This is a genomic window from Derxia lacustris (genome assembly GCF_002105195.1).
In the GTDB taxonomy this organism is placed as follows: Bacteria; Pseudomonadota; Gammaproteobacteria; order Burkholderiales; family Burkholderiaceae_E; genus Derxia; species Derxia lacustris.
Window position 1 is genome coordinate 44,600 of sequence record NZ_MUHU01000002.1, and the last position, 23,814, is coordinate 68,413.

Annotated in this window: 19 protein-coding genes; 7 read left to right on the forward strand and 12 right to left on the reverse strand. The window is 65.9% G+C overall.

The genetic code is table 11. The features are described 5' to 3' along the window. Positions 1-946: 946 nt before the first annotated feature. Positions 947-1,786 (reverse strand): PhzF family phenazine biosynthesis protein, encoded by an 840-nt coding sequence (locus B9P64_RS02005; protein WP_217808634.1) that lies wholly within the window; start codon positions 1,784-1,786, stop codon positions 947-949. Positions 1,787-1,938: 152 nt separating this feature from the next. Between B9P64_RS02005 and B9P64_RS02010 the strand changes: the two genes are divergently transcribed. Continuing rightward, positions 1,939-3,018, forward strand: coding sequence for an alkene reductase (locus tag B9P64_RS02010; protein WP_085315070.1), 1,080 nt, complete (start codon positions 1,939-1,941; stop codon positions 3,016-3,018). Positions 3,019-3,070: 52 nt separating this feature from the next. Here B9P64_RS02010 and B9P64_RS02015 read toward each other — a convergent pair whose 3' ends face one another. The 3 genes from B9P64_RS02015 to yaaA form a co-directional block, all read right to left on the reverse strand. Then, positions 3,071-3,682, reverse strand: a complete 612-nt coding sequence (locus B9P64_RS02015) for a hypothetical protein (protein WP_085314614.1) — start codon at positions 3,680-3,682, stop codon at positions 3,071-3,073. A 134-nt stretch (positions 3,683-3,816) separates the two neighbouring features. Continuing rightward, positions 3,817-4,935 (reverse strand): M14 family metallopeptidase, encoded by a 1,119-nt coding sequence (locus tag B9P64_RS02020; RefSeq protein WP_085314615.1) that lies wholly within the window; start codon positions 4,933-4,935, stop codon positions 3,817-3,819. 17 nt (positions 4,936-4,952) lie between these two features. Next, the gene (gene yaaA / locus B9P64_RS02025; protein WP_085314616.1) at positions 4,953-5,747 is read right to left on the reverse strand and encodes a peroxide stress protein YaaA; all 795 of its coding nucleotides are present in this window, start codon (positions 5,745-5,747) and stop codon (positions 4,953-4,955) included. A gap of 120 nt (positions 5,748-5,867) precedes the next feature. On the opposite strand from yaaA, the gene B9P64_RS02030 reads away from it, so the two are divergent. Beyond that, complete coding sequence (locus B9P64_RS02030; RefSeq protein ID WP_176256687.1) at positions 5,868-6,545, forward strand: energy-coupling factor ABC transporter permease; 678 nt, start codon at positions 5,868-5,870, stop codon at positions 6,543-6,545. Next, positions 6,542-7,021, forward strand: coding sequence for a putative toxin-antitoxin system toxin component, PIN family (locus tag B9P64_RS02035; protein WP_085314618.1), 480 nt, complete (start codon positions 6,542-6,544; stop codon positions 7,019-7,021). The genes B9P64_RS02030 and B9P64_RS02035 overlap by 4 nt, the downstream gene beginning before the upstream one ends. On the opposite strand, the gene B9P64_RS02040 is transcribed toward B9P64_RS02035, so the two are convergent. Further along, complete coding sequence (locus tag B9P64_RS02040; RefSeq protein WP_176256688.1) at positions 6,990-9,380, reverse strand: transporter substrate-binding domain-containing protein; 2,391 nt, start codon at positions 9,378-9,380, stop codon at positions 6,990-6,992. The genes B9P64_RS02035 and B9P64_RS02040 overlap by 32 nt on opposite strands. A gap of 42 nt (positions 9,381-9,422) precedes the next feature. Here B9P64_RS02040 and B9P64_RS02045 point away from each other — a divergent pair, with 42 nt between their 5' ends. Continuing rightward, complete coding sequence (locus tag B9P64_RS02045) at positions 9,423-10,616, forward strand: pyridoxal phosphate-dependent aminotransferase (protein ID WP_085315071.1); 1,194 nt, start codon at positions 9,423-9,425, stop codon at positions 10,614-10,616. Positions 10,617-10,686: 70 nt separating this feature from the next. Here the strand turns inward: B9P64_RS02045 and B9P64_RS02050 are convergent, their stop codons facing one another. Further along, on the reverse strand, positions 10,687-11,319 hold the full coding sequence (locus B9P64_RS02050; RefSeq protein WP_085314620.1) for a 3-oxoacid CoA-transferase subunit B: 633 nt from the start codon (positions 11,317-11,319) through the stop codon (positions 10,687-10,689). Between the two features lie 12 nt (positions 11,320-11,331). Further along, positions 11,332-12,030 (reverse strand): CoA transferase subunit A, encoded by a 699-nt coding sequence (locus B9P64_RS02055; protein WP_085314621.1) that lies wholly within the window; start codon positions 12,028-12,030, stop codon positions 11,332-11,334. A gap of 309 nt (positions 12,031-12,339) precedes the next feature. Between B9P64_RS02055 and B9P64_RS02060 the strand changes: the two genes are divergently transcribed. From B9P64_RS02060 to B9P64_RS02070, 3 genes are all read left to right on the forward strand, one after another. Next, positions 12,340-14,019, forward strand: coding sequence for an electron transfer flavoprotein-ubiquinone oxidoreductase (locus B9P64_RS02060; protein WP_085314622.1), 1,680 nt, complete (start codon positions 12,340-12,342; stop codon positions 14,017-14,019). 112 nt (positions 14,020-14,131) lie between these two features. Further along, a complete protein-coding gene (locus B9P64_RS02065) occupies positions 14,132-15,058 on the forward strand; it encodes a histone deacetylase family protein (RefSeq protein WP_085314623.1) in 927 nt (308 codons plus the stop codon). A gap of 55 nt (positions 15,059-15,113) precedes the next feature. Then, positions 15,114-17,801 (forward strand): bifunctional acetate--CoA ligase family protein/GNAT family N-acetyltransferase, encoded by a 2,688-nt coding sequence (locus B9P64_RS02070; RefSeq protein ID WP_085314624.1) that lies wholly within the window; start codon positions 15,114-15,116, stop codon positions 17,799-17,801. A 25-nt stretch (positions 17,802-17,826) separates the two neighbouring features. Here B9P64_RS02070 and B9P64_RS02075 read toward each other — a convergent pair whose 3' ends face one another. The 5 genes from B9P64_RS02075 to nuoL are packed head-to-tail and all read right to left on the reverse strand — an operon-like array spanning position 17,827 to position 23,805. Next, positions 17,827-18,426 (reverse strand): NUDIX domain-containing protein, encoded by a 600-nt coding sequence (locus B9P64_RS02075; RefSeq protein WP_085314625.1) that lies wholly within the window; start codon positions 18,424-18,426, stop codon positions 17,827-17,829. Between the two features lie 9 nt (positions 18,427-18,435). Further along, complete coding sequence (locus tag B9P64_RS02080; protein WP_085314626.1) at positions 18,436-18,756, reverse strand: DUF2818 family protein; 321 nt, start codon at positions 18,754-18,756, stop codon at positions 18,436-18,438. A gap of 10 nt (positions 18,757-18,766) precedes the next feature. Next, positions 18,767-20,257, reverse strand: a complete 1,491-nt coding sequence (gene nuoN, locus B9P64_RS02085) for an NADH-quinone oxidoreductase subunit NuoN (RefSeq protein ID WP_085314627.1) — start codon at positions 20,255-20,257, stop codon at positions 18,767-18,769. 12 nt (positions 20,258-20,269) lie between these two features. Further along, positions 20,270-21,763 (reverse strand): NADH-quinone oxidoreductase subunit M, encoded by a 1,494-nt coding sequence (locus B9P64_RS02090; protein WP_085314628.1) that lies wholly within the window; start codon positions 21,761-21,763, stop codon positions 20,270-20,272. A gap of 11 nt (positions 21,764-21,774) precedes the next feature. Then, a complete protein-coding gene (gene nuoL, locus B9P64_RS02095; RefSeq protein ID WP_085314629.1) occupies positions 21,775-23,805 on the reverse strand; it encodes an NADH-quinone oxidoreductase subunit L in 2,031 nt (676 codons plus the stop codon). Positions 23,806-23,814: the final 9 nt, after the last annotated feature.

Here is a 23,814-nt window from a genome sequence, read left to right on the forward strand (position 1 = left end):
ATGAGAGCAGTCAAACTTCATACAAACCCCAGAAAAATATACTGGCAAACCAAGTGCTGGCGAAACATGCAGACAAACTGCTAAACAAAGTCATTACTAAACATTAAAAGTCGGGGGCTTTGCGCTGCCATTTATTTTTGTATACTTTACTTAACTCTCGGCCATGAGCCCTATGCGTCCGCATCGAACCGACATACCCAAAACCTGGAAGTCTTGTTCTTTTGTTCACCACCAATGCCTGCAATGCAGGAAGCCCAGACCGCCCACAATAACTTTGAATAACCCCAAGAAACCATCTCGCGGATCGGTGATGCAATCCCAGCTCGGCACACAGCTCACCGTAAGTGAACGGCGGCCCATTCTCTTTTGCGCGCTTAACCAATATCGGCCATGCTCGTTTTGCTCGGGATACGTGATCAATGCTCATGGGGCACCTAACAAAATAGCTGAACAGCAAACTATGTCCGCAGACTAAAACCAACCCTAAACGTCGCACCAACAGTTTCACTGAGCATTTTCAATCTCTTGGTCCAGTTGAATGGCACCACGTACTCACTCAAAACCAAATCACTTGATCACTTTGCCAGAAAATATTGGCGATTCGCCTAAACCAAATTCATATTGTGCTACATCACCAATGAAACTATTGAGCGTTTCGCTCCACCTCTGCCACAAAGCACCCCGCCCGCCCCAGCCCCTCCCAATAGCCGCCAGCGACGCGGCGCGGGGATGAGCCCGGGCGGGGCGTCTGGCGCGCCGAGCGAAGGCGCCGGGCGCTGGTGAACGCCGCAGGCGTTCAGGTCCGCGTGTCTGAAGGTCGCGCAAGCGACCTGAGTTGGCGGACCGGCCAGCGCCCGGCGCCGCAGCGAGGGAAGCCTTGCGCCGCGCGCAAGGCCGCGCCAGTCGCCCCGCCCGGGCTCATCCCCGCGCCGCGTCGCCCCCACCATCAAGCGCCATTGGGCAACGACACCTGCCCACTCAGAAACTCCACGCAAGTCCCCGACAGCTTCACCCGATCCCCCACCAGCTCGCACAGCACCGCCCCACCGCGCCGCGACGCCTGCCAGGCACTCAGCGAATGCTTGCCCAGCCGCGCGGCCCAGAACGGCGCGAGCAGGCAATGCGCCGATCCCGTCACCGGGTCCTCGGCAATGCCGGCAAACGGCCCGAACATGCGCGAGACGAAGTCGTAGTCCACATCCTCGGCGGTGACGATGAGATTGCGTTCCTCCAGGCAGTCGAGCGTGCCGACGGGCAGCGCGGCTTCCACCGCCGCGCGGTTTTCCAGCCGCGCCAGGTTCATCGTCGTGCCGGTCCAGTACTCGACGATGTGAACGCCAAGCGCATCGACCAGCGCATCCGGCACGGCGGCCGGGATCGGCGGATCGGCCGGGAAGTCCATCGTCAGAAATTCGAGGCCCCGGGTCACGCGCAGCACGCCGCTCGCGGTGTCGAAGGCCACCTCGCGCAGATGCGGCGCGAGCTTGTGGGTGATGACCCAGGCCGCCGCCAGCGTGGCGTGACCGCAGAGGTTGACCTCGCAGGCCGGCGTGAACCAGCGCAGCCCCCAGTGCGCCGGCGCATGCGCGCTCGCGCCCACATGCGGCGCCTGCGCGGCCGAGGGCGGGCGGACGATGAAGGCGGTTTCCGACAGGTTGTTCTCGGCTGCAATGGCTTGCAGCGTGCGGTCGGGCAGCCAGTCGTCGAGCGGCACCACGGCGGCCGGATTGCCGCGAAACAGCTCGGTCGTGAATGCATCCACCTGATACATCGCCAGCTTGATCATCGTGTTCTCCTTGGCAGTCGAAGCGGCCGGGCGGCGTCGTGTGCCGGGCCGGCCCGCGTCGAAAGATGCTAGCGCGCCCACCGCGCCGCCGCGCGCGCTGCGCTACCGGGCTTTGCCGGCCTTGCGCCAATCCCGTCCTTGAAGGAATGCCGATGACCCGCCCTTTGTTCACCCCCTGCACGCTCGGCCGCATCGAGCTGAAGAACCGCTTCGTGATGGCGCCGCTGACGCGCAGCCGCGCCGGCGCGGGCAACGTGCCGCAGCCGCTGGCGGCGCTGTATTACGGCCAGCGCGCGAGCACCGGGCTGATCGTGGCCGAGGCGACCCAGGTGAGCGCGACCGCCCAGGGCTATGTGAGCACGCCGGGCGTGCACAGCGCCGAGCAGGTGGCGGGCTGGCGGCTGGCCACCGACGCGGTGCATGCGGCGGGCGGGCGCATCTTCTTGCAGCTGTGGCATGTGGGGCGCATCTCGCACACCGAGTTCCAGCCGGGCGGCGCGCTGCCGGTGGCGCCGTCGGCGGTGAAGGCCGAGGGCAAGGTCTACACGAGCAAGGGTTTCGAGGACATGCCCGAGCCGCGCGCGCTCGACCTCGACGAGATTCCCGGCATCGTCGAGAGCTTCCGCGCCGCCGCGCTCAATGCGATTGCGGCCGGCTTCGACGGCGTGGAGGTGCATGCGGCCAACGGCTATCTGCTCGACCAGTTCCTGCGCGATGGCGCCAACAGGCGCAGCGACGGCTACGGCGGCGGCATCGCCAACCGCGCGCGGCTGGTGCTGGAGGTGATGGCGGCAATCGCGGACGCGATCGGCGCCGACCGCACCGGCATCCGCATCTCGCCGATCAACAGCTTCAACGATCTGACCGACAGCGATCCGCAGGCGCTGTTCGACCATCTGGTGGCCGGGCTGGCGGGCAAGGGCTACGCCTATCTGCATGCGATCGAGGGCGACATGACCGGCAAGGACAGCCGGCCGTTCGACTGGCGCCGGCTGCGCGAGCGCTTTGGCGGCGTCTACATCGCCAACCTGGGCTATGACGCGGTGCGCGCCGATGCGGCCCTCGCCGACGGCCATGCCGACCTGATCGCCTTCGGCAAGCCCTTCATCGCCAATCCCGATTTCGTGTTGCGCACCCTGCTCGGCGCGCCGCTGGCCGAGCTGGACGGCGACACGCTCTACACGCCGGGCGCGCACGGCTATACCGACTATCCGGTGCTGGCGGGGATTTGAGCGGATGCGGCGCGCCGTCGCGGGCGCGCTCGGGTGGGCGCGTCCGGTGCGTTCAGCCCGCGTGCCGCCGGTTGCGCCGACGCAGTACCGCGGCGAGCAGGCCGCCGCCGGCCAGCAGCATCGCGGCGCTGTCGGCTTCGGGCGCCGGCGAGGCCGGGCCGAAGACCGCGCGGAAGCTGTGATCGAGCGCGGGCAGCGCGGTCCAGCGCGTGGGATCGGTCGGGTCTTCCGACCAGAAGCTGCTGCCGCCGGCATAGCTGTCGCCGGTGAAGTTGAGGTCGAGCCCGAGCTGGCCCTGGTAGACGATGACCGCCGCGTACTGCTGGCCGGCGTTGAGCGCCAGGTCGATGGCGTCGAACTGCTGATGGCCGCTGGCCGCCGCGCCGGTCACGCTGGTGGACCAGAGCGTCGCGCCGGTCGGCAGCCCGCCGACGAGCGCGCGGATGGAAAAGCTGTAGCCCGCAGCGTCGGCGCCCGGCTGGTCGAAGCTCCAGCTTTCGAGCACCCGGTCGAGCGCCGGCACGGTGAAGGTCTGGGCCGTGCCCCACCAGCCGGTGGCCTGGTCGCCGGTCCAGTCGCCCGTGGTGTCGATGACCTGGGTGGCACCGGCGCTGGCCGAGGCCAGGCACAGCAGGGCGGCGGCCGCGTTGCGCAATGCGGGCATGTCGTTTCCTTCGGTTACAAGAGGACAGGCATCTTGGCCTAGGAAAAACTACCCAAGTCACCTTGCCGCCGGACGGTTGAACGGCGCCGAAGACCGGATCGGCGGCCAGTGTTCACTGCCGCCGGCGCCGGGTTTCAGCCCAGCACTACCGCCAGCGCCGGCAGCAGCGCCGCGCCCAGCGCCTTGCTGCGCGCGCCGTCCCAGCCGCGCTTTTCATCGGGCAGATCGGCGTTGTCCTTGAACGGCATTTCCAGCGTCAGCGACAGGCAGCCGAATTCATAGCCGACCCATTTCGACGCGAGCTTGAGCGCCTCCTCGCTGTACTTGCCCGACGGATAGCCGTGCTCGGTCTGGAAATCGGGCGCGGCGGCCTTGAAGGCGGCGCAGAACGCCGCCTGCGCCTTGGCTTGCGCCTCGGTGAAGCCGGGCAGCATCTCGCTGCCGGCGACAAAGACGTAGGGCAGCCCTTCGTCGCCGTGCACGTCGAGGAAGAACTCGCAGCCGGTTTCGAGCAGCTTCTCGCGCACCGCCGCGACCTCGGGCGCGCGCTCGGACGGCTCCATCCATTCGCGGTTGAGATTGGCGCCGGCGGCATTGGCGCGCAGATTGCCGCGCACCGCGCCGTCCGGATTCATGTTGGGCACGACGAAGAAATGCGCCTTGGCGAGCAGGCTGCGCGCGAGGCTGTCGGCCGGGTCGAGCAGGCGGTCGACCATGCCTTCGACAAACCATTCGGCCATCGCCTCGCCCGGATGCTGGCGCGCGATGATCCAGACCGGCGCGCCGTCGGGGTTGCCGAACTCGATGCCGTCCATGTCGCGGCCGTCGACCGTGCGGCCCAGATCGAGATGGCGCACGCCGTCGATGCCGAGCCACTTGCCGAGCTGGCGCTGGTGGCGCTCCCACGAGTAGGGCTCGAAATAGGCGAACCACACCACGCCATGCTCGGGCGTGAAGTCGGCTTCGAGCAGCACATCGTCATAGCGGGTGTCGATGCGGAACCAGGTCTCGCGGTCGTAGCTGGCGCACAGCCTGTAGTCGCGCCAGCCGTCGGGATAGGTGCATTGGCGCGCGTTGAGGAAACGCAGCTGCACCGGCTCGCCGGGCGTGGTGGCCAGCCGAAAGTGGAACCACTGGCGGAAGTCGCACAGCGGATCGAAGGTGGAATCGACCGGGATGTCGAGGTCGATGCGGTTGCCGTCGATCTTCACGAGCTCGATCGAGCCGCTGTCGAAGTTGTCGCTGATGCGCATGGCGGGCTCCTGTGAAATCACTCGACGCGGCGCCGGAAGCGCCAGATGGCGTCGTCGGACGCGGCGGCGTCGAAGGCATAGCCCTCGCTGTCGAAGCGCTTGAGCTGCTCGACATCGCTCACGCGGTGGTCGACGGCATAGCGCGCCATCAGGCCGCGCGCGCGCTTGGCATAGAAGCTGATGATCTTGAACTTGCCGCCCTTCCAGTCCTCGAAGACCGGCGTGACGAGCCGGGCGGCCAGCAGCTTGGGTTTGACGACCTTGAAGTACTCCTCGCTGGCGCAGTTGACGACCACCGGCTGGGCGGCCTTCTGCGCGGCGAGCGCCTCGTTGAGCTTGAGCGTGACCTTGTCGCCCCAGTAGCCGTAGAGGTTGGTGCCGATGTCGGCTTCAACCTTCGTGCCCTTGAGGCGGGTGCCCATTTCAAGCCGATAGGGCTGCATGCGGTCGAGCGGGCGCAGCACGCCGTACAGGCCGCTCAGGATGCGCAGATGGTCCTGCGCCCAGGCGAGGCCGGCGGCGTCGAGCGTGGCGGCGTTCAGCCCTTCGTACACATCGCCGTTGAAGGCGAGCACCGCCTGCTTGGAGTTGGTGTCGGTGAACTCGGGCGACCAGCTCTGGAAGCGGGTGACGTTGAGCACGGCCAGCTCGTCCGAGATGCCCATGATCTGCGCCAGATCCTGCGGCCCGAGCCGGCGCATGTGCTGCGCGAGCGTGGCGGATTCGGGGATGAAGTCAGGCAGCGTGGCCGGGCGCGGCGCGGCGAGCGGTGCGGTATCGAGCGACTTGGCGGGTGAGAGCAGCAGCAGCATGGCGAGGTCCGGCGCGGCCGGTGTTATTGACGTTGACGAGGGCAGCCTGTGCGGCAGCGCGACAATATGCCTGTCGCCTGCCTGCGGGCGATTCGTTCGCATTCTTCAGAGGGAGCCCTCATGGGCCTGTTTCACTCGGCGCTGCCGGCCTGGCTGGCGATCGCCAGCTGGACGCTCGCGGGCGGCCTGCTCGGCTATTGCGCAGTGCGTGCGCCCTGGCAGCGCATCCGCGAGAACGCGGTGCTGTTCACCTGGCTGGGCACCTCGACGCTGCTGGCGCTGGTGTGGTTGCTGAGGTTCCGTCTGCATGAAGACCTGACCTTGCAATTTCTGGGCGCGGCGCTCATGGCCTGGATGTTCGGCCCGCGGCTGGCCACGCTGGGCCTGGCCGCCACGCTGGCGTTCTACCTTCAGACCACCGGCGGACCGTGGGCCAGCTACGGTCTCAACCTGCTGCTGATGGCGGCGCTGCCGGCGTTTTCGGTTGGCGCGATTGGCTGGTTTGTCGGACGTTTCGCGCCGCGCAACCTGTTCATCTTTCTGATCGGCAACGGGCTGTTCGGCAGCTTTGCGGCCACGGTGCTGTCGATGTGCGCCTCGATGCTGGTGCTGGCGGCGCTCGGCAGCCATGCCTTCGGCTGGTTTGCCGAGGAGGTGCTGCCCTGGACCCTGCTGCTGGCCTGGGGCGAGGCGATCACCACCGGGATGATCGTGACGCTGCTCACCGTCTATCTGCCGGCGGTGATGCTGAGCTTCGACGACCGGCTCTATCTGCGCCGGCCGGATCGGCTGTCATGAGCGCGCTGCCTGCCGCCACGCCGCCGCGCATCGTGCTCGACACCAACATCTGGCTCGATCTGTACGTGTTTGCCGATCCGCGCAGTGCGCCGATTGCCGCCGCGCTGGCCGCCGGCACGGTGCGGGTGCCGATCTCGCCGGGCTGCTTCGACGAGCTGTGCGCGGTGGTCGACTACCGCAAGTGGGACGGTCTGATCGCCGACCGGCCGGCCGTGGTGGCGCGCGTGGCCGCCGCCACCGAGCGCATGGAAGTGCGCAGCGATCCGGCGCTGCCGCGCTGCACCGATCCCGACGACCAGAAGTTCGTGGAGCTGGCGCTGGCCAGCGGCGCGCGCTGGCTGGTCACCAAGGACAAGGCGCTGCTGCGGCTGGCAAAACGGCTGCGGCCACGCGGCTGCGAGGTGCTGCGGCCCGAGCAATGGACCGGGCCCGAGGCGGCGCCGCTCAGTCCAGGTCGAGCGGCAGCGTCACGCTGAAGCGGGCGCCGCCGCCGGGCGCATTGGCTGCCGCCAGTTCGCCGCCCATGGCCGCCACCAGCTGCCGGGTGATGGCCAGCCCCAGCCCGGCGCCTTCGCGCAATTGCCGGCCCTGCTCGCCCTGCACATAGGGCTCGAACAGCGTGGCCAGTTCTTCCTGCGTGAGGCCGGGGCCGCTGTCGGTCACCGTCAGCTGCAAGCGGCCCCGGCCGCCGTCGGTGGCGGTGCTGAGCACGGCCTCGATCCGCACCAGGCCGGCCGGCGTGAACTTGATGGCGTTGCCCATCAGATTGCCGACCACCTGACCGAGCCGCAGCGGATCGATGCGCGCGCTGCGGTCGAGCCCGTCGGTCTGCCAGTCGAGCGCCAGTCCCTTGGCTTCGGCGGCGATGCGGGCCGGCGCCAGCGCGCCGTCGAGCCAGTCATCGAGCCGGACCGACTCGGGCCGCAGCACGATCGGCCGGGCCAGGTTCTGCTCGTACTCCAGCGTGGTGTCGAGCAGGCTGCGCAGCGTATGCGCCGAGCTGCCGATGGCCAGCAGCAGCCGGTTGCGCGTGCTGTCGGCGATCGGCCCGCGCAGCATTTCCACGCCCTGGGTGATGCCACCGAGGCTGCCGCGCAGCTCGTGCGACAGATAGGCCAGGAAGCGGCCGCGCGAGCGCGTCGCCTCCTCGGCCAGCTGGCGGCCGTGCGCCTCCACGCCGCGCGCGCGGCTGGCCTGGGCCTGGGCGCGCCACAACAGCGCCAACCCCACCAGCAGCGCCAGCAGCAGCGGGCCGGCGGTGCGCGCCAGCTCGCGCCAGGCCATGCGCGGCCGCACCTCGATGCTGAGCCAGCGCGCCAGCACCTCGGACTGCTCGCGCTCGTTGACCGCTTCGAGCCCCTTGCGCAGCACCCGCGCCAGCTCGGGCTTGTCGCGCGGCACGCCGAACCACAGCTCGCTGTCGCCGTCGTGCACCGTGCCCGAGATGAGCAGCCGGCCGGCCCAGCGCCGCTCGATCAGATCGCTCACCACCTTGATGTTGCCGATGGCCAGCTCGACCGCGCCCTCGGCCAGCGCGCTCAGCACCTGGTCCTGGCGGTCGAGCTCGACCAGCTGGATGCCGGGATAGCGCGCGCGCAGCTCGGGCAGCAGAAAGTGGTCGCGCAGCAGGCCGACGCGGGCCCGGCCGGCCAGCGCCAGATCGTCGATGCCGTCGCTGTCGAGCCGGGTGACGATGGCCGTGGGCACGCGCAGGAAGGGGCCGACGAAGTCGTAGGCGAGCCGGCGCTCGGGCGTGCGCGCCATGCCGACGAACACGTCGAGCTCGCCGGCGCGCACCCGGCGCGACAGGTCGGCAAAGCTGCCGCCGACGGCGCGCACCACTTCGAGCCCGGCCTTGTCGGTCGCCAGCTTGAGGAAGTCGGCGCCCAGTCCGCGGAACTCGCCGAGCTCGCCGGTGAAGGTGATCGGCGCGAAGGTGGCGTCGTAGCCGACGCCGATGCGGCGGTGCGCCTCGACCCAGGCCAGTTCGCCGTCGGTGAGTTCGGCCGTGGTGGCGGGCTGGGCCGCGAGCACGCCCGCCGGCAGCCAGCGCGCCGCCAGCCGCGAGCGGTCAGCCGGCGTGATGGCGCCGAGCGCCCGTTCGAGGATGGCGGCGAGCTGGGTCTGGTCGGGCCGCAGCACCGGCCCGAGCGGCGTGTCGCCGACGCCGGCATGACTGCGCAGCTCGACATTGGCGAGCAGGTCGCGCTCGATGAAGAACACCGTCTCATGCTGGTAGCCGATGAACAGGTCGGCGGCGCCGGTGGCGACGGCGCGCAGCGCCAGATCGGCGCGCGCAAAGGTTTGCACCGTGGCGCCGGGATGACGCTCGGCCAGCAGCCGTTCGGCATCGGAGCCGGCCTGCACCGCGATGCGCCGGTCGCCGAAATCGTCGGTCGGCGACACGTCGGGCAGATCGCGCCGCGCCGCCACCACCAGCCGGGTCGCGAGCAGCGGCCGCGCCAGCCGCAGGTAGTGCCGGCGGTCGAGCGCGGCCGGCGCCATCGGCACCAGATCGGCGCGGTGCGCATCGAGCGCCGCCAGCGCCGCGCCGGCACTGGCATGGCGCTGGTAGCGGAACTCCAGCCCGGTGCGCTGGGCAACCAGATCGAGCGCCTCGACCAGAAAGCCCCAGGGCTCGGCCGCATTGGCCGGGAAGAAGCAGTAGGGCGGGAAATCGGGCGCCAGCGCCACGGTCACGACCGGATGCGCGGCGATCCAGGCAGCCTGCTCGGGCGTCAGGTCGAGCCGTTGGGCGCGCGCAACTGCGGGCAGCAGTGCCAGCCACAGCAGCAGCGTGGCTGCGAGCCAGCCGCCAGGGCCGGCGACGCGCATGCACAATCCCTCCGATCGCTCCACCCTGCTCCCCCCATCGTGATGACCGCTGCCGCCACCGCTCCCGGAACGCCCCGTCTCGTCTCGCGCCTGCCGCGAGTGGGCACCACCATCTTCACGACCATGAGCGCGCTTGCAGCCGAACATGGCGCCATCAACCTGGGCCAGGGCTTTCCGGATTTCGACTGCGATCCGGCGCTCGTCGCCTGCGTGGAACGCGCAATGCGCGCGAACCATAACCAATATCCACCGATGGCGGGCGTGCCCGCATTGCGCGATGCGGTCGCCGCCAAGATTGCGCTGCTGCACGGTCGGCGCTACGAGCCGGCGAGCGAGATCACCATCACCGCCGGCGGCACCCAGGCCATCCTCACCGCCATCCTGGCCTGCGTGCATCCGGGCGACGAAGTGGTGGTGATCGAGCCGGCCTACGACAGCTATCTGCCCGGCATCGCGCTGGCCGGAGGCGTGGCGGTCAAGGTGCCGATGCAGCGCCAGCCCGGCGCCGGCTTCGCCATCGACTGGGATGCGGTCGGCGCCGCGCTCACGCCGCGCACCCGGCTCGTGCTGGTCAACTCGCCGCACAACCCCACCGGCGCCAGCTTCGAGCCGGCCGATCTCGACCGGCTCGCGGCGCTGCTGCGCGATACCGACATCCTGGTCATCGGCGACGAGGTGTACGAGCACATGGTGTTCGACGGTCGCGCGCACTGCTCGCTCGCCGGGCATGACGAACTCGCGGCGCGCTCCTTCGTGCTGTCGAGCTTCGGCAAGACCTTTCACGTCACGGGCTGGAAGGTCGGCTATTGCGCCGCGCCGGCCGCGCTCACCGCCGAGTTCCGCAAGGTGCATCAGTTCAACGTGTTCACCGTCAACACGCCGATGCAGCACGGCCTCGCCAGCTATCTCGACGACCCCACGCCATGGCGCGAGCTGCCAGCCTTCTACCAGAGCAAGCGCGACCGCTTTCGCGCCGGCCTCGCGGGCACGGGCTTCCGGCTGCTGCCCAGCACCGGCACCTATTTCCAGTGCGCCGAATACGGCGGACTGAGCGCCGCGCCGGCCGGCCTGAGCGAGCTCGACTTCTGCCGCTGGCTCACCACGCAGGTGGGCGTGGCCGCGATTCCGCTCAGCAGCTTCTACGACGCGCCGGTCGAGAACGGCATCGTGCGGTTCTGCTTCGCCAAGCGCGACGACACGCTCGACAGCGCCATCGCCCGGCTCGCGGCGCTCTGAGCGCATTTGCGGCGGACGCAAAAAAGGGCGCCGCAGCGCCCTTCCCTTCGATGCCGACTCGGCCCGCGCGTTACGCGAACTTCACCGCGCAGCCGGTCTTGGCGGCGATCTCGTCCTGCGTCACCTCGGGCGCGATCTCCACGCACACCAGCCCGTCGGCGGTCACGTCGAACACGCCCAGGTTGGTGATGATGCGATCGACCACGCCCACGCCGGTCAGCGGCAGATCGCACTTGGGCAGGATCTTGTGGGCGTCGCCCTTGGCGGTGTGATCCATCAGCACCACCACGCGCTGCACGCCGGCCACGAGGTCCATCGCGCCGCCCATGCCCTTGACCATCTTGCCGGGGATCATCCAGTTGGCGAGGTCGCCCTGCTCGCTCACCTGCATCGCGCCCAGGATCGACAGATTGACCTTGCCGCCGCGGATCATCCCGAAGCTGTCGGCGCTGCTGAAAAAGCTGCCGCCCGGCAGGATCGTGACCGTCTGCTTGCCGGCGTTGATGAGGTCGGCGTCGATCTCGGCCTCGGTCGGGAACGGGCCGATGCCGAGCATGCCGTTCTCGCTTTGCAGCACCACGTTCACGCCGGGCGGAATGTGGTTGGCCACCTGGGTCGGCATGCCGATGCCGAGGTTGACGTAGAAGCCGTCCTGCAACTCTTGCGCTGCGCGCGCGGCCATTTGAGTGGGGGTCCATGCCATGACGTTCGCTCCTCAGGCCTGACGGATCGTGCGTTGCTCGATCCGCTTCTCGGGGGTGGGGTTGTGGACGATGCGGTGCACATAGATGCCCGGCGTATGCACGTTCTCGGGATCGAGCGCGCCGATCTCGACGATCTCTTCCACTTCCACCACCGTGATGCGGCCCGACATGGCGCACACCGGATTGAAGTTGCGCGCCGTCTTGCGATAGACGAGGTTGCCGGCCTTGTCGGCCTTCCACGCCTTCACCAGCGCCACGTCGGCGACCAGGCTGCGCTCCATCACGTAATGCTCGCCGTCGAATTCGCGCGTTTCCTTGCCCTCGGCCACCAGCGTGCCGTAGCCGGTCTTGGTGAAGAAGGCCGGGATGCCGCAGCCGCCAGCGCGCAGCTTTTCGGCCAGCGTGCCCTGCGGCGTGAATTCGAGCTCGAGTTCGCCAGCCAGGTACTGGCGCTCGAACTCCTTGTTCTCGCCCACGTACGACGAAATCATCTTCTTGATTTGGCGCGTGGTCAGCAGCTGGCCCAGGCCGAAGCCGTCGACGCCGGCATTGTTGGAGATGGCGGTCAGATTCTTGACGCCGCTGTCGCGCAGCGCCGCGATCAAGGCCTCGGGGATGCCGCACAGGCCGAAGCCGCCGACCGCGAGGGTCTGGCCGTCCTTGACGATGTCGGCGAGCGCGGCTTGCGCGCTGGCAAAGACTTTGTTCATGGGATGTCTCAGCGCGGTATTCGCGTGATGGATGAAGGGGGCAAGGCCGGATGGCGACGCCGGACTGCCGAGCACTGCGGCTGTGCAGTGCGGCAAACTCCCGCCCGGCGTGTCCGCCCGAGTCTACCCAAGCCCCCAGGCGCCGCGAGTACGCGTAATTCCTGATGCAGTGCGACATCGCGTGCTAGCGGGCAAGAAACCGGACTCGCCTAGAATCCCGAACATACGGTACCGTCTGGTGCCGCAGCCATAGACAAATCAAGGCCATGCGCGCTCGGCGCAGCACGGCCGCCACGGAGATCGCCTTTCATGAACCATGCCGAACTCGTCGCCCTGTCGCAGAAGCTCGTCGAGGAAAACGGGCCGCGCGAATCGATGGAGTACGACGTCGTCATCGTTGGCGGCGGTCCGGCCGGCCTCGCTGCCGCCATCCGACTCAAGCAGCTCAATGCCGATCTGGGCGTATGCCTGATCGAAAAGGGCTCGGAGCTGGGCGCGCACATCCTGTCGGGCGCCGTCATGGACCCGCGCGCCATCGACGAGCTGATCCCCGACTGGAAGGAAAAGGGCGCGCCGCTCAACGTGGCCGTGAGCGAGGACCGCTTCCTGTTCCTGACCGAAACCGCCGCCCATCAAACGCCCAACTGGGCCCTGCCCGCCTCGTTCAAGAACCACGGCAACTACGTGATCAGCCTGGGCAATGTGGTGCGCTGGCTCGGCGAGCAGGCCGAGGCGGCCGGCGTGGAAATCTTCCCGGGCTTTGCGGCCGCCGAGGTGCTCTACCACGACGACGGCTCGGTGAAGGGCGTGGCGACCGGCAATCTGGGCATCGACAAATCGGGCCAGCCGACCGCCGACTTTCAGGTGGGCATGGAGCTGCATGCCAAGTACACGCTGTTCGCCGAAGGCTCGCGCGGGCAACTGGGCAAGCAGCTGATCGCCAAGTTCGCGCTCGACCGCGATAGCGATCCGCAGTCCTACGGCATCGGCATCAAGGAGCTGTGGGAGATCGATCCGGCCAAACATCAGCCCGGTCTGGTGGTGCACACCGCCGGCTGGCCGCTCGACAGCAGCACCTACGGCGGTTCGTTCCTGTATCACGCCGAGAACAATCAGGTGGTGGTCGGCTTCGTCGTCGGACTCGGCTACGAGAACCCCTACCTCAGTCCGTTCGAGGAATTCCAGCGCTACAAGACGCATCCGGCGATCCGCCATTTCTTTGAGGGCGGCCGGCGTCTGGCCTATGGCGCGCGCGCCATCACGGCGGGCGGCATCACCAGCCTGCCCAAGCTCACCTTCCCGGGCGGCGCGCTGATCGGCTGCGACGCGGGCTTTCTGAATGCGTCGCGCATCAAGGGCAGCCATGCGGCGATCAAGAGCGGCATGCTCGCCGCCGAGGCGCTGGTCGAGGCGCTTGCCGCCAGCCGCAGCGGCGACGAGATCACCGCCTACAGCGCCAGCTTCAAGGACTCCTGGCTGCATGCCGAGCTGTGGAAGGCGCGCAACTTCAAGCAGTGGATGAGCAAGGGCCTGTACCTGGGCGCGCTGATGGTCGGCGTGGAAGACAAGGTGTTCGGCGGCAATCCGCCGTGGACGCTGCATCACCAGCATGCCGACCACGAAAAGCTCAAGCCGGCGAGCCAGTTCGCGCCCATCGCCTACCCCAAGCCGGACGGCAAGATCAGCTTCGACCGGCTGTCGTCGGTGTTCATCAGCAACACCAATCACAACGAGCACCAGCCGTCGCATCTCACGCTCAAGGACGAGTCGGTGCCGGTGGCGATCAACCTCGCGCAGTACGCCGGCCCCGAGCAGCGCTACTGCCCGGCCGGCGTCTACGAGTTCGTGAAGAAGGACAGCGTCGACCGCTTGCAGATCAACGCCCAGAACTGCGTGCACTGCAAAACCTGCGACATCAAGGACCCGACGCAGAACATCGTGTGGATGGCGCCGGAAGGCGGTGGCGGCCCCAATTACCCGAACATGTGACTGGGGAATGACTGCGCTCAAGGGCGGCGTAAGTCCCTCTTCCTAGACTGGAAGGGTGCGACATTCGTCACGAGGCCCGCGGAGACCGGGCCCCATTCCCAGAGGAGCCCAGATGCTGCCCGCCTACATCACCCATCCCGACTGCGCCAAACACGAGATGGGCCGCGACCATCCCGAAGCGCCCGAGCGCCTCGGCGCAGTGAGCGACCAGCTGCTGATCCGGGGCCTGCTCGACGTGATGCAGCCCTACGAGGCGCCGCTCGCCACCGAGGAGCAGCTGGCCCGCGCGCACAGCGCGCTCTATGTGCGCGAGACCATCGCCCGCTGCCCCAGCGAGGGCTATGAGCATGTCGATCCCGACACGCTGATGTGCCCGGCCACGGTGCGCGCCGCGCTGCGCTCGGCCGGCGCCGCCATCCTGGCGACCGATCTGGTCATCGACCGCAAGGCGCAGACGGCGTTCTGCAATGTGCGCCCGCCCGGCCATCATGCGGAACGCGAGCAGGCCGCCGGCTTCTGCTTCTTCAACAACATCGCGGTGGCCATCCGCCATGCGCTCGACGACCGCGGCATCGAGCGCGTGGCGCTGATCGATTTCGATGTGCATCACGGCAACGGCAGCGAAGACATCCTGGCCGGCGACGACCGGGTGCTGATGTGCTCGATCTTCCAGACCGGCATCTACCCGTTCTCGGGCGACACGCCGCTCGGAAAGAACATGGTGAACGTGCCGATGCCCGCGTATTCGGGCGGCGAGAAGTTCCGCGAAGCTGTCGACATGGCCTGGATTCCGGCGCTCGACCGCTTCAAGCCGCAAATCATCTTCGTGTCGGCCGGCTTCGACGGTCACCGCGAGGACGACATGGGCCAGCTCGGGCTGGTGGAGTCGGATTACGAATGGGTCACGCGCCAGCTTGTCGCCGTGGCCGAACGCCATTGCGAGGGCCGCATCGTGTCGGTGCTCGAAGGTGGATACGCGCTGAGCTCGCTCGGCCGCAGCGCGGCGGCACACGTCAAGGTCTTGATCGGCGCCGACTGACGTCATTGCGCCGTGGGTATGCTGGCCGAGTCACCTCCCTAGAACGAGATCCGTCATGGACCAGCACTACCTCAACGCGCTGTTTGCGCCCAAGTCGATCCTGGTGCTCGCAAGCAAGGAAGTCGACGGCAAGCGGCCCGCACCGGGCCAGGCGCTGGTCGCCGCCTTGCGCGCCGGCAGCTACAACGGCGAGGTCGTCTATGCCGACGACGAGGCCACGGTGCTCGGCGAGCTGAGCCACAGCCGCTTCGATCTGGCGCTGATCGCGCTGCCGAGCGAGGAGGTCGAAGACGGCCTGCGGCTGGCCGGTCGGCTCGAATGCCGCACCGCGATCATCCTGGGCTCGGGCATTCACGGCGAGGCGGCGAGCCAGCTGGTGGCGACCGCGCGCCGGCTCGGCATCCGGCTGCTGGGGCCGAACAGCCTGGGCATGCAGCGGCCCGGCATCGGCCTCAACGCGAGCATTGCCGGCGGCCTTGCGCAACGCGGCTCGCTGGCGGTGATTTCGCAGTCGGGCGCGATCACGGCGGCGGTGCTCGACTGGGCGGTGCGCAACGGCATCGGCTTTTCGGGCGTGGCATCGGTCGGGCGCGATTCGGCGCTCGACCTGTCGGACATGCTCGATTTCTTCGGCAACGATCCGGCGACACAAAGCATCGTCGTGTACTTCGAGGGCATCTCGAATGCACGCCGCTTCATGAGCGCGCTGCGGCTGGCGGCGATCGCCAAGCCGGTGGTGGTGCTCAAGGCCGGGCATGTGCGCTTCGGTCAGGCATCGCAGGGCGGCGTTGCGGCGCGCACGCATTCGGGCGCGATGGTCGGCAGCGACGAGGTGTTCGATGCCGCGCTGCGGCGCTCGGGCGCGGTGCGGGTGCGGTCGTTCGTGCAGCTGTTCTCGGCGGTCAAGTGCCTGGCGTCGCGCTACCGGCCGGCCGGCAAGCGGCTGGCCATCATCACCAACGGCGGCGGGCCCGGCGTGCTGGCAGCCGACTGGATCAACGAGCTGGGCCTGCATCTGGGGCTGATCGGCGCCGAGCTGTTCGAGCCGCTCAAGTCCAGGCTGCCGCCGCAGGCGTCGATCAGCGACATCATCGATCTGTCGGAAGACGCCGGCGGCGAGGCCTATCGCATCGCGCTCGAAGCCGCCGCGCAGGAGCGCGACATCGATGGCGTGGTCGTCATCCACACGCCCAAGGCCGGCGTCGATCCGACCGAAGTGGCGCGCGCCGTGGTCGATGCCAACCGCAAGCTCGGCAAGCCGCTCATCGCGACCTGGATGGGCGACGACAGCGTCGGCGAGGCGCGCGTGCTGCTGAGCGGCGCGTCGATCGCCAACTTCCGCACCCCCGAGGCGGCGGTCGATGCCTTCCACAACATCGCGTCCTACTACGAGAACCAGCAGCTGCTGATGCAGACGCCGCCGCCGCTCAGCGATCTGGGCGAGCCCGATGTGGAAGGCGCGCGACTGCTCATCGACAGCGTGCTGGCCGAGCGCCGCAAGACCCTCACCGAGATGGAATCGAAGGCGCTGCTGTCGGCCTTCCACATTCCGGTCACGCGCACGATGCTGGCCACCACGCCGAACCAGGCCATCCTCATCGCGACCCAGCTCGGCTATCCGGTCGCGCTCAAGATCGATTCGCCCGATGTGCTGCACAAGTCGGATGTGCAGGGCGTGGCGCTCAACATCGCCAACGCGGTGCAGGTGCGCGACACCTATGTGCGCATGATGGAAACCGTGCGCAAGGCCTGTCCGGGCGCGCGCATCAACGGCATCACGATCCAGAACATGTCGGGCAAGGAGCGCGGCCGCGAGCTGTTCATCGGCCTGGTCAGCGACGCGCCGTTCGGGCCGGTGATTACCTTCGGCGCCGGCGGCACCATGGTCGAGCTGATCCGCGACCGCGTGACCGAGCTGCCGCCGCTCAACCAGTTCCTCGCGCAACGGCTCATCAACCGCGCGCGCGTCGCCGAAACCCTGGGCGAATGGCGCGGCGCGCCGGCCGTGGCCATCGACAGCATCGAGCGCGTGCTGCTGCGCGTATCGGAAATGGTCTGCGAGCTGCCCCAGCTGCGCGAGATGGACATCAATCCGCTCATCGTCGACGAGCATGGCGCGGTGGCGGTCGATGCGCGGATTGCGCTGGAGCCGGCCGGCCATTCCACGCAGGCCTACCAGCATCTGGCGATCCTGCCCTACCCCGCCAACTGCGAGCAGCTGTGGATGCTGCCCGGCGGCGCCGAATGCCTGCTGCGCCCCATCAAGCCCGACGACGCCGAGATGCTCCAGCGCTTCGTGCGCGAGCTGTCGTCGGAAAGCCGCTACATGCGCTTCGCGTCGGCGATGCGCGAACTGTCGGCGCGCATGCTCGCGCGCTTCACGCTCATCGACTACGACCGCGAGATGGCGCTCGCTGCCGTCGCGGTCGAAAAGCATGTGGACGAGCACGGCGAGACGGTCGAGGAGGAGCGCGTCATCGGCATCTCGCGCTACATCACCAATCCCGATTCGACCAGCTGCGAGTTCTCGCTCGTGGTGGCCGACGACTACGCTCGCATGGGCCTGGGCCGGCGGCTGATGCACGCAATCATGGACATCGCGCGCCAGCGCGGCCTGACCGAAATCGACGGCCTGGTGCTCGCGGTGAACGACAAGATGCTCAAGCTCATGCGCGACCTCGGCTTCGAGGTGAAGAGCTATGTCGACGATCCGGAGTTCATGCTGGTGAGCCGGTCGCTCTGACCGGCTCGGGCTGGGCGGCGCCGGTTCAGGCCGGCGCAGTCCAGCGACCGGCCAGGAACAGCTCGGCCCAGTAGGCGCCGATGATGGTCTTCACGTCGGTCACTTCGCCGCTGCGGATCCAGCCGAGCAGTTCGTCGAGCGTGGCAGTGACCACTTCGAGATGCTCATGCTCGTCGAGCTGGCGCGCGCCCGACTGTTCCAGCCCGCGCGCGAGCCAGATCTCGATGACTTCGTCGCAATAGCCGATGGCGTTGTTGATCGCGCCGAGCCGCACCCATTCGCGCGCGCGATAGCCGGTTTCCTCGTAGAGCTCGCGCTCGCCGCAGACCTGCATCGCTTCGCCGGCGTCGATCTTGCCGGCCGGGAATTCAAGGAAGACGCGCTGGAGCGGATAGCGGTACTGGCGTTCGAGTACCACGCGACCGTCGTCGAGCAGCGGCACGATCATCACCGCGCCCGGATGAAGAATGTGCTCGCGCGTGGCGGTGCGCCCGTCCGGCATGCGGGCCACGTCGCGCCTGACCTTCAGGAAATGACCACTGAAGACCGTCTCGCTCGACACCGTGTGCTCATCAAGCGCCGGATCGCTGGTCGAAAGACGGGGATCGAGCTGCTTGCTGTTCATGCCATTTCCTCAGCGCGCCGGAGAGCGCCGGCGCAGATAGCGGAAAACGAAACCCGGATAGGCGGCCACCACGAACAGGCAGGCCGTCACCGCGAAGAACTGCCATTCCTGCGGCGCAACCGGCCCGAACCGGGCCTCAATCGCGCGCCCGATCACCAGCGTGATGCCGTAAAGCAGCGCCAGTTCGATCAAGCGGAACCAGAGCGGCTTGATGACCGCCGGCGCGCGCCGGTAGGGCAGCACCGCAAACACCCGCTCGCTCGCGAACGGGAGGTTGGCGGCGATCAGCCCGACGGCAACCACGATCCAGAGACCTGCGGTGGAATCCACGCTGGCGCGATCAGCCGGGAATGGCGAGCTTGATCGAATTGAGGCAGGCGACCATCAGGCTGTCGCCGAACAGGCCCAGCAGCAGCACCAGCGCGCCGTTGATCGCCAGCACGACATTGGCGTCGGCCGGCGCGGTGATCGGCGTGGAATGCGTCGGCTCGTCGAAGTACATGACCTTGACCACACGCAGGTAGTAGTAGGCCGCGACGAGCGAGAACATGACCGCGAAGATCGCCGTGTACAGATGACCGGCGCCGATGGCCGCTTCGAGCACAGCCAGCTTGGCGTAGAAGCCGACGGTCGGCGGAATGCCCGCCAGCGAGAACATCAGCAGCAGCATGACGAAGGCCATCCAGGGCGAACGGCGGTTGAGGCCCTTGAGGTCGTCGATCTCGATGCAGTCGAAGCCCGCGTCGCCATCCTTGCGCGACAGCAGCATCAGCACGCCGAAGGTGCCGAGCGTGGTCAGCACATAGACGATTACGTAGTACATCGACGCGCTGTAGGCGCTGACCGCCGCCTCGGGCGTGCCGCCGACGGTCACGCCGGACATGAAACCGAGCAGCATGAAGCCGATCTGACCGATGGCCGAGTAGGCCAGCATCCGCTTGATGTTGGTCTGGGCGATCGCAGTCAGGTTGCCGACCGCGAGCGACACCACGGCAAGCACACCCATCATCTGCTGCCAGTCGGGCGCGAACGGAATCAGGCCGTCGACCAGCAGGCGCATGGTCATCGCAAACGCGGCGAGCTTGGGACCACCAGCGATGAGCAAGGTCACCGCAGTCGGCGAGCCTTCGTAGACATCGGGTGCCCACATGTGGAAAGGCGCGGCGCTGAGCTTGAAGGCAATGCCGGCAACCAGGAACACAGCGCCGAAGACCAGCACCGTCTCGTTGATCTGATCGCTGGCGGCAGCCCGGCCGATCTCGGCGATGTCGAGCGAACCCGTGCCGCCATAGACCATCGAGATGCCGTAAAGCAGGAAACCGGAAGCCAGCGCGCCGAGCACGAAATACTTCATCGCCGCTTCGGTCGCCTGGACCGAATCGCGCCGCAGCGCCACCAGCGCATAGAGCGAAAGCGACATCAGCTCGAGCCCGAGATAGATCACCAGCAGGTTGTGCGAGGAAATCATCACGAGCTGCCCAAGCAGCGAAGCCAGACCCAGCACATAGAACTCGCCGCGCATCAGGCCGCGGTCGGCGGCGTACTGGCGCGAATAGACGAAGGCCGTGAATGCCGCCAGACAGGCAAACAGCTTCAGCAGCACCGACATCGGATCGGAAATGAACATTCCGCCGAAGGTCTCGACCGATTCCTCACCCAATTTGGCCCATACCGCCGCGCCGGTCACGACGGTGGCAACCAGCGCGAGGAAATAGGTGGTGGTACGAGACTTCTCGCCGAGGAAGATATCGGCGATCAGCACGACGCCGATTGACAGCAGTAACACCAGTTCCGGGGCAAATACCGAAACATTGATTGCCGGGACGTTCATCGCGTCTGAGCCTTATTGTGCGACCGGAATTTTCGACTGGGCGACATGCGCCAGCAGATCGACAACCGAAGCATGGATTACATCGGTGAAGGGCTTCGGATAGAGGCCCATGAAGAGCGCGAACGCAGCCAGAAGACCAAGCATGAAGAATTCACGCCGATTGATATCCGTCAGTTCGCGGACGTGATCGTTGGCGATCTCACCGAATACCACCCGCTTGTACATCCAGAGCGAATAGGCAGCGCCAAAGATCAGCGTGGTGGCGGCCAGCAAGCCGATCCAGAAATTGAACTCAACCGCGCCGAGGATCACCATGAATTCGCCGACGAAACCCGAGGTGGCCGGCAAGCCGCAATTGGCCATGGCAAAGAACAGGAACAGCGCAGCGAACTTGGGCATCGTGTTGACGACGCCGCCGTAATCGGCGATCTGCCGCGAATGCACACGGTCATAAAGCACGCCAATGCTGGCAAACATGGCGCCCGACACGAATCCGTGGGAAATCGCCTGAATGATCGCGCCTTCGGTCGCCATGAGATTGAAGACGAAGAAGCCGAGCGTCACGAATCCCATATGAGCGATCGAACTGTAGGCGACCAGCTTCTTCATATCCTTCTGCACCAGCGCAACCACGCCGATATAGACCACCGCGATCAGCGACAGCGTGATCATGAAACCGGAAAGATAGTGGGCAGCGTCAGGCGCAATAGGCAGCGAAAAGCGCAGGAAACCGTAGGCACCGAGTTTCAGCATGATCGCGGCCAGCACGATGGAACCGCCGGTCGGCGCTTCGACGTGGGCATCGGGCAGCCAGGTATGCACCGGCCACATCGGCACCTTTACCGCAAACGCCATCAGGAAGGCGACAAACACCGCAACCTGAACCGACAAGGGCAAGGGCAGCTTGTGCCAGACAAGAATGTCGAAACTGCGATCGGCCGCGAAATAGAGATAGATCAGCGCGATCAGCGTCAGCAGCGAACCGAGCAAGGTGTAGAGAAAAAACTTGATCGCGGCATAAACCCGATTCGGGCCGCCCCATACCCCGATGATCACGAACATCGGGATCAGCGTCGCCTCGAAGAACACATAGAACAGCATGCCGTCGAGTGCGCAGAAGACGCCGATCATCAGCCCGGAAAGAATCAGGAATGCCGCCATGTATTGGGCAACCCGCTCCTGAATCACTTCCCAGCCGGCAATCACCACGATCACCGTGGTGAAAGCAGTCAGCAGCACAAACCAGAACGAAAGCCCGTCCACGCCGAGGTAGTAATCGACGTTGTATCTCGTGATCCAGTGGGCTCGCTCCACGAATTGCGGTGCCGACGAAGAGACATCGAACCCGGGCAATAGCAGCAGACTGAAAAACAGTCCGGCGAGAGCGCCAATCAGCGCAACTGCACGAACCACTGCCGCATTTCGGTCGGAACCGATCGCGAGCAGGATCAGACCGAAAACGATCGGCGTCCAGATCGAAAGACTTAGCAAAGGAGCTGACTGCATGGGCTTGTTATTTACTTTTGCAGGAACAGGAAGTAGGTCATCAAGCCCACAGCGCCAACGATCATTGCAAACGCGTAATGGTAGATGTAGCCCGACTGGAGATACCGCACCACCGACGCGAACCAACCCACGACACGGGCGCTTCCGTTGACGAAGAAACCGTCAATCACATTCACGTCACCGAATCGCCAGAAAGCCGAACCCACTGCGCGGGCGCCCCCTGCGAAAACGATTTCGTTGAATCGATCCAGGTAGTACTTGTTTTCTAGCAGACGCAGAATCGGGGCGAAGGTCGACGCAAACCATGCCGGAACACGGGGGTTCACGAGATAGCAATACCAGGCTGCCGCGACGCCGGAGAAGGCAAGCCAGAAAGGAAGACTGGTAAATGCATGCAGCCCCATCGCAAGCCAGCCATGCTCGGCATCTGCCTTTACAAACTCTTCGAATGCCGGGTGAGCATGATGATCGATCTCGATGACACCCTTGAAATACTCGCCGACGATCAGCGGCTCCAGGGCGATTGCGCCAATGAGCAAAGAAGGGATCGCAAGAGCAATCAGCGGCAGTGTCACGACAAGCGGCGATTCATGCGGCACGAGAGGACCGTGATGATCGTCATGACCATGTGAATCGTGATGATCGTCGCCATGCGCATCGTTGAAACGCTCCTTGCCGTGAAACACAAGGAAAAACATGCGGAACGAATAGAACGCGGTCACGAAGACGCCAGTCAGCACGGCAAAGGCAGCAAATCCAGCACCGGGCACATGTGACTCAAGAGCAACCGCAATGATCGAGTCCTTGGAATAAAAGCCCGAAAAGAACGGGGTTCCGATCAGCGCCAATGAACCCACCAGCGAAGTGAACCAAGTGATCTTCATGTGCTTCCAGAGACCGCCCATGTGGCGGATGTCCTGATCATGGTGCATTCCCATGATGACCGAACCGGCAGCAAGAAACAGCAGCGCCTTGAAGAAGGCATGCGTCATCAGATGGAAGATGGCGACCGGATAAGCCGACAGTCCCAATGCAACCGTCATGTAGCCAAGCTGAGAAAGCGTGGAATAAGCAACGACTCGCTTGATGTCATTCTGGACGATGCCCAGAAATCCCATGAACAGCGCAGTAATGGAACCAATCACCAGAACGAAGGACAACGCGGTCGTCGACAATTCGAAAAGCGGCGACATGCGCGAAACCATGAAGATGCCGGCCGTCACCATGGTCGCAGCATGAATCAGCGCCGAAATTGGGGTCGGACCCTCCATCGAATCCGGCAGCCAAACATGCAGCGGGAACTGAGCCGACTTGCCCATTGCGCCGATGAACAGGCAGATGCAGGAAACGGTAATCAGCGACCACGAATGCCCAGGGATCAATTCGATCTGAATCGCAGAAACCTCGGGGAGCTTTGCGAAAAGCTCCGAATAATTCATGGTGCCTGAATAAGCCAGAAGCAAACCGATGCCAAGAATGAACCCGAAGTCACCAACACGGTTTACCAGGAAGGCCTTCATGTTCGCGTACACGGCTGTCGGTCGCGTGAACCAGAAACCGATCAGCAGATAGGAAACAAGACCAACCGCCTCCCAGCCAAAGAACAATTGCAGGAAGTTGTTGCTCATGACCAGCATGAGCATTGAAAACGTGAACAACGAGATATAGCTGAAGAACCGGGCATATCCCGGATCCTCTTCCATATAGCCAATTGTGTAGACGTGAACCATCAACGACACGGAGGTCACAACGACCATCATCGTGGCGGTAAGGCTGTCAATCTGGAAACCGACCTCGAGCTTCAACCGACCAACAGTTGCCCAAGTATAGATGGTCTGATTGAACAGCGTGGTTCCAGCAGGCGCAGCAAGCACAAGCGACAACACGTAAAGCGCGATGCCTGCAGCAATTGCAACACCAAGAATCGTCACTCGATGAGCATTGGCACGACCGATTTGTTTGCCAAACAAACCCGCCAACACTGAGCCAAACAGCGGCGCCAGCGGAACGGCAAGAAGCAGAGTTTTGAGGTCCATTGTCATTTCTGCCCG

Bases quoted from the DNA above. Each gene is read 5' to 3' on its own strand.
- B9P64_RS02020 (WP_085314615.1), bottom strand. From the start codon at position 4,935: ATGCGCATCAGCGACAACTTCGACAGCGGCTCGATCGAGCTCGTGAAG.
- B9P64_RS02005 (WP_217808634.1), bottom strand. From the start codon at position 1,786: ATGATCAAGCTGGCGATGTATCAGGTGGATGCATTCACGACCGAGCTG.
- B9P64_RS02070 (WP_085314624.1), top strand. From the start codon at position 15,114: ATGGACCAGCACTACCTCAACGCGCTGTTTGCGCCCAAGTCGATCCTG.
- nuoL (WP_085314629.1), bottom strand. From the start codon at position 23,805: ATGACAATGGACCTCAAAACTCTGCTTCTTGCCGTTCCGCTGGCGCCG.
- B9P64_RS02010 (WP_085315070.1), top strand. From the start codon at position 1,939: ATGACCCGCCCTTTGTTCACCCCCTGCACGCTCGGCCGCATCGAGCTG.
- nuoN (WP_085314627.1), bottom strand. From the start codon at position 20,257: ATGAACGTCCCGGCAATCAATGTTTCGGTATTTGCCCCGGAACTGGTG.
- B9P64_RS02075 (WP_085314625.1), bottom strand. From the start codon at position 18,426: ATGAACAGCAAGCAGCTCGATCCCCGTCTTTCGACCAGCGATCCGGCG.
- B9P64_RS02065 (WP_085314623.1), top strand. From the start codon at position 14,132: ATGCTGCCCGCCTACATCACCCATCCCGACTGCGCCAAACACGAGATG.
- B9P64_RS02050 (WP_085314620.1), bottom strand. From the start codon at position 11,319: ATGGCATGGACCCCCACTCAAATGGCCGCGCGCGCAGCGCAAGAGTTG.
- yaaA (WP_085314616.1), bottom strand. From the start codon at position 5,747: ATGCTGCTGCTGCTCTCACCCGCCAAGTCGCTCGATACCGCACCGCTC.
- B9P64_RS02030 (WP_176256687.1), top strand. From the start codon at position 5,868: ATGGGCCTGTTTCACTCGGCGCTGCCGGCCTGGCTGGCGATCGCCAGC.
- B9P64_RS02040 (WP_176256688.1), bottom strand. From the start codon at position 9,380: ATGCGCGTCGCCGGCCCTGGCGGCTGGCTCGCAGCCACGCTGCTGCTG.
- B9P64_RS02055 (WP_085314621.1), bottom strand. From the start codon at position 12,030: ATGAACAAAGTCTTTGCCAGCGCGCAAGCCGCGCTCGCCGACATCGTC.
- B9P64_RS02035 (WP_085314618.1), top strand. From the start codon at position 6,542: ATGAGCGCGCTGCCTGCCGCCACGCCGCCGCGCATCGTGCTCGACACC.
- B9P64_RS02090 (WP_085314628.1), bottom strand. From the start codon at position 21,763: ATGCAGTCAGCTCCTTTGCTAAGTCTTTCGATCTGGACGCCGATCGTT.
- B9P64_RS02015 (WP_085314614.1), bottom strand. From the start codon at position 3,682: ATGCCCGCATTGCGCAACGCGGCCGCCGCCCTGCTGTGCCTGGCCTCG.
- B9P64_RS02045 (WP_085315071.1), top strand. From the start codon at position 9,423: ATGACCGCTGCCGCCACCGCTCCCGGAACGCCCCGTCTCGTCTCGCGC.
- B9P64_RS02060 (WP_085314622.1), top strand. From the start codon at position 12,340: ATGAACCATGCCGAACTCGTCGCCCTGTCGCAGAAGCTCGTCGAGGAA.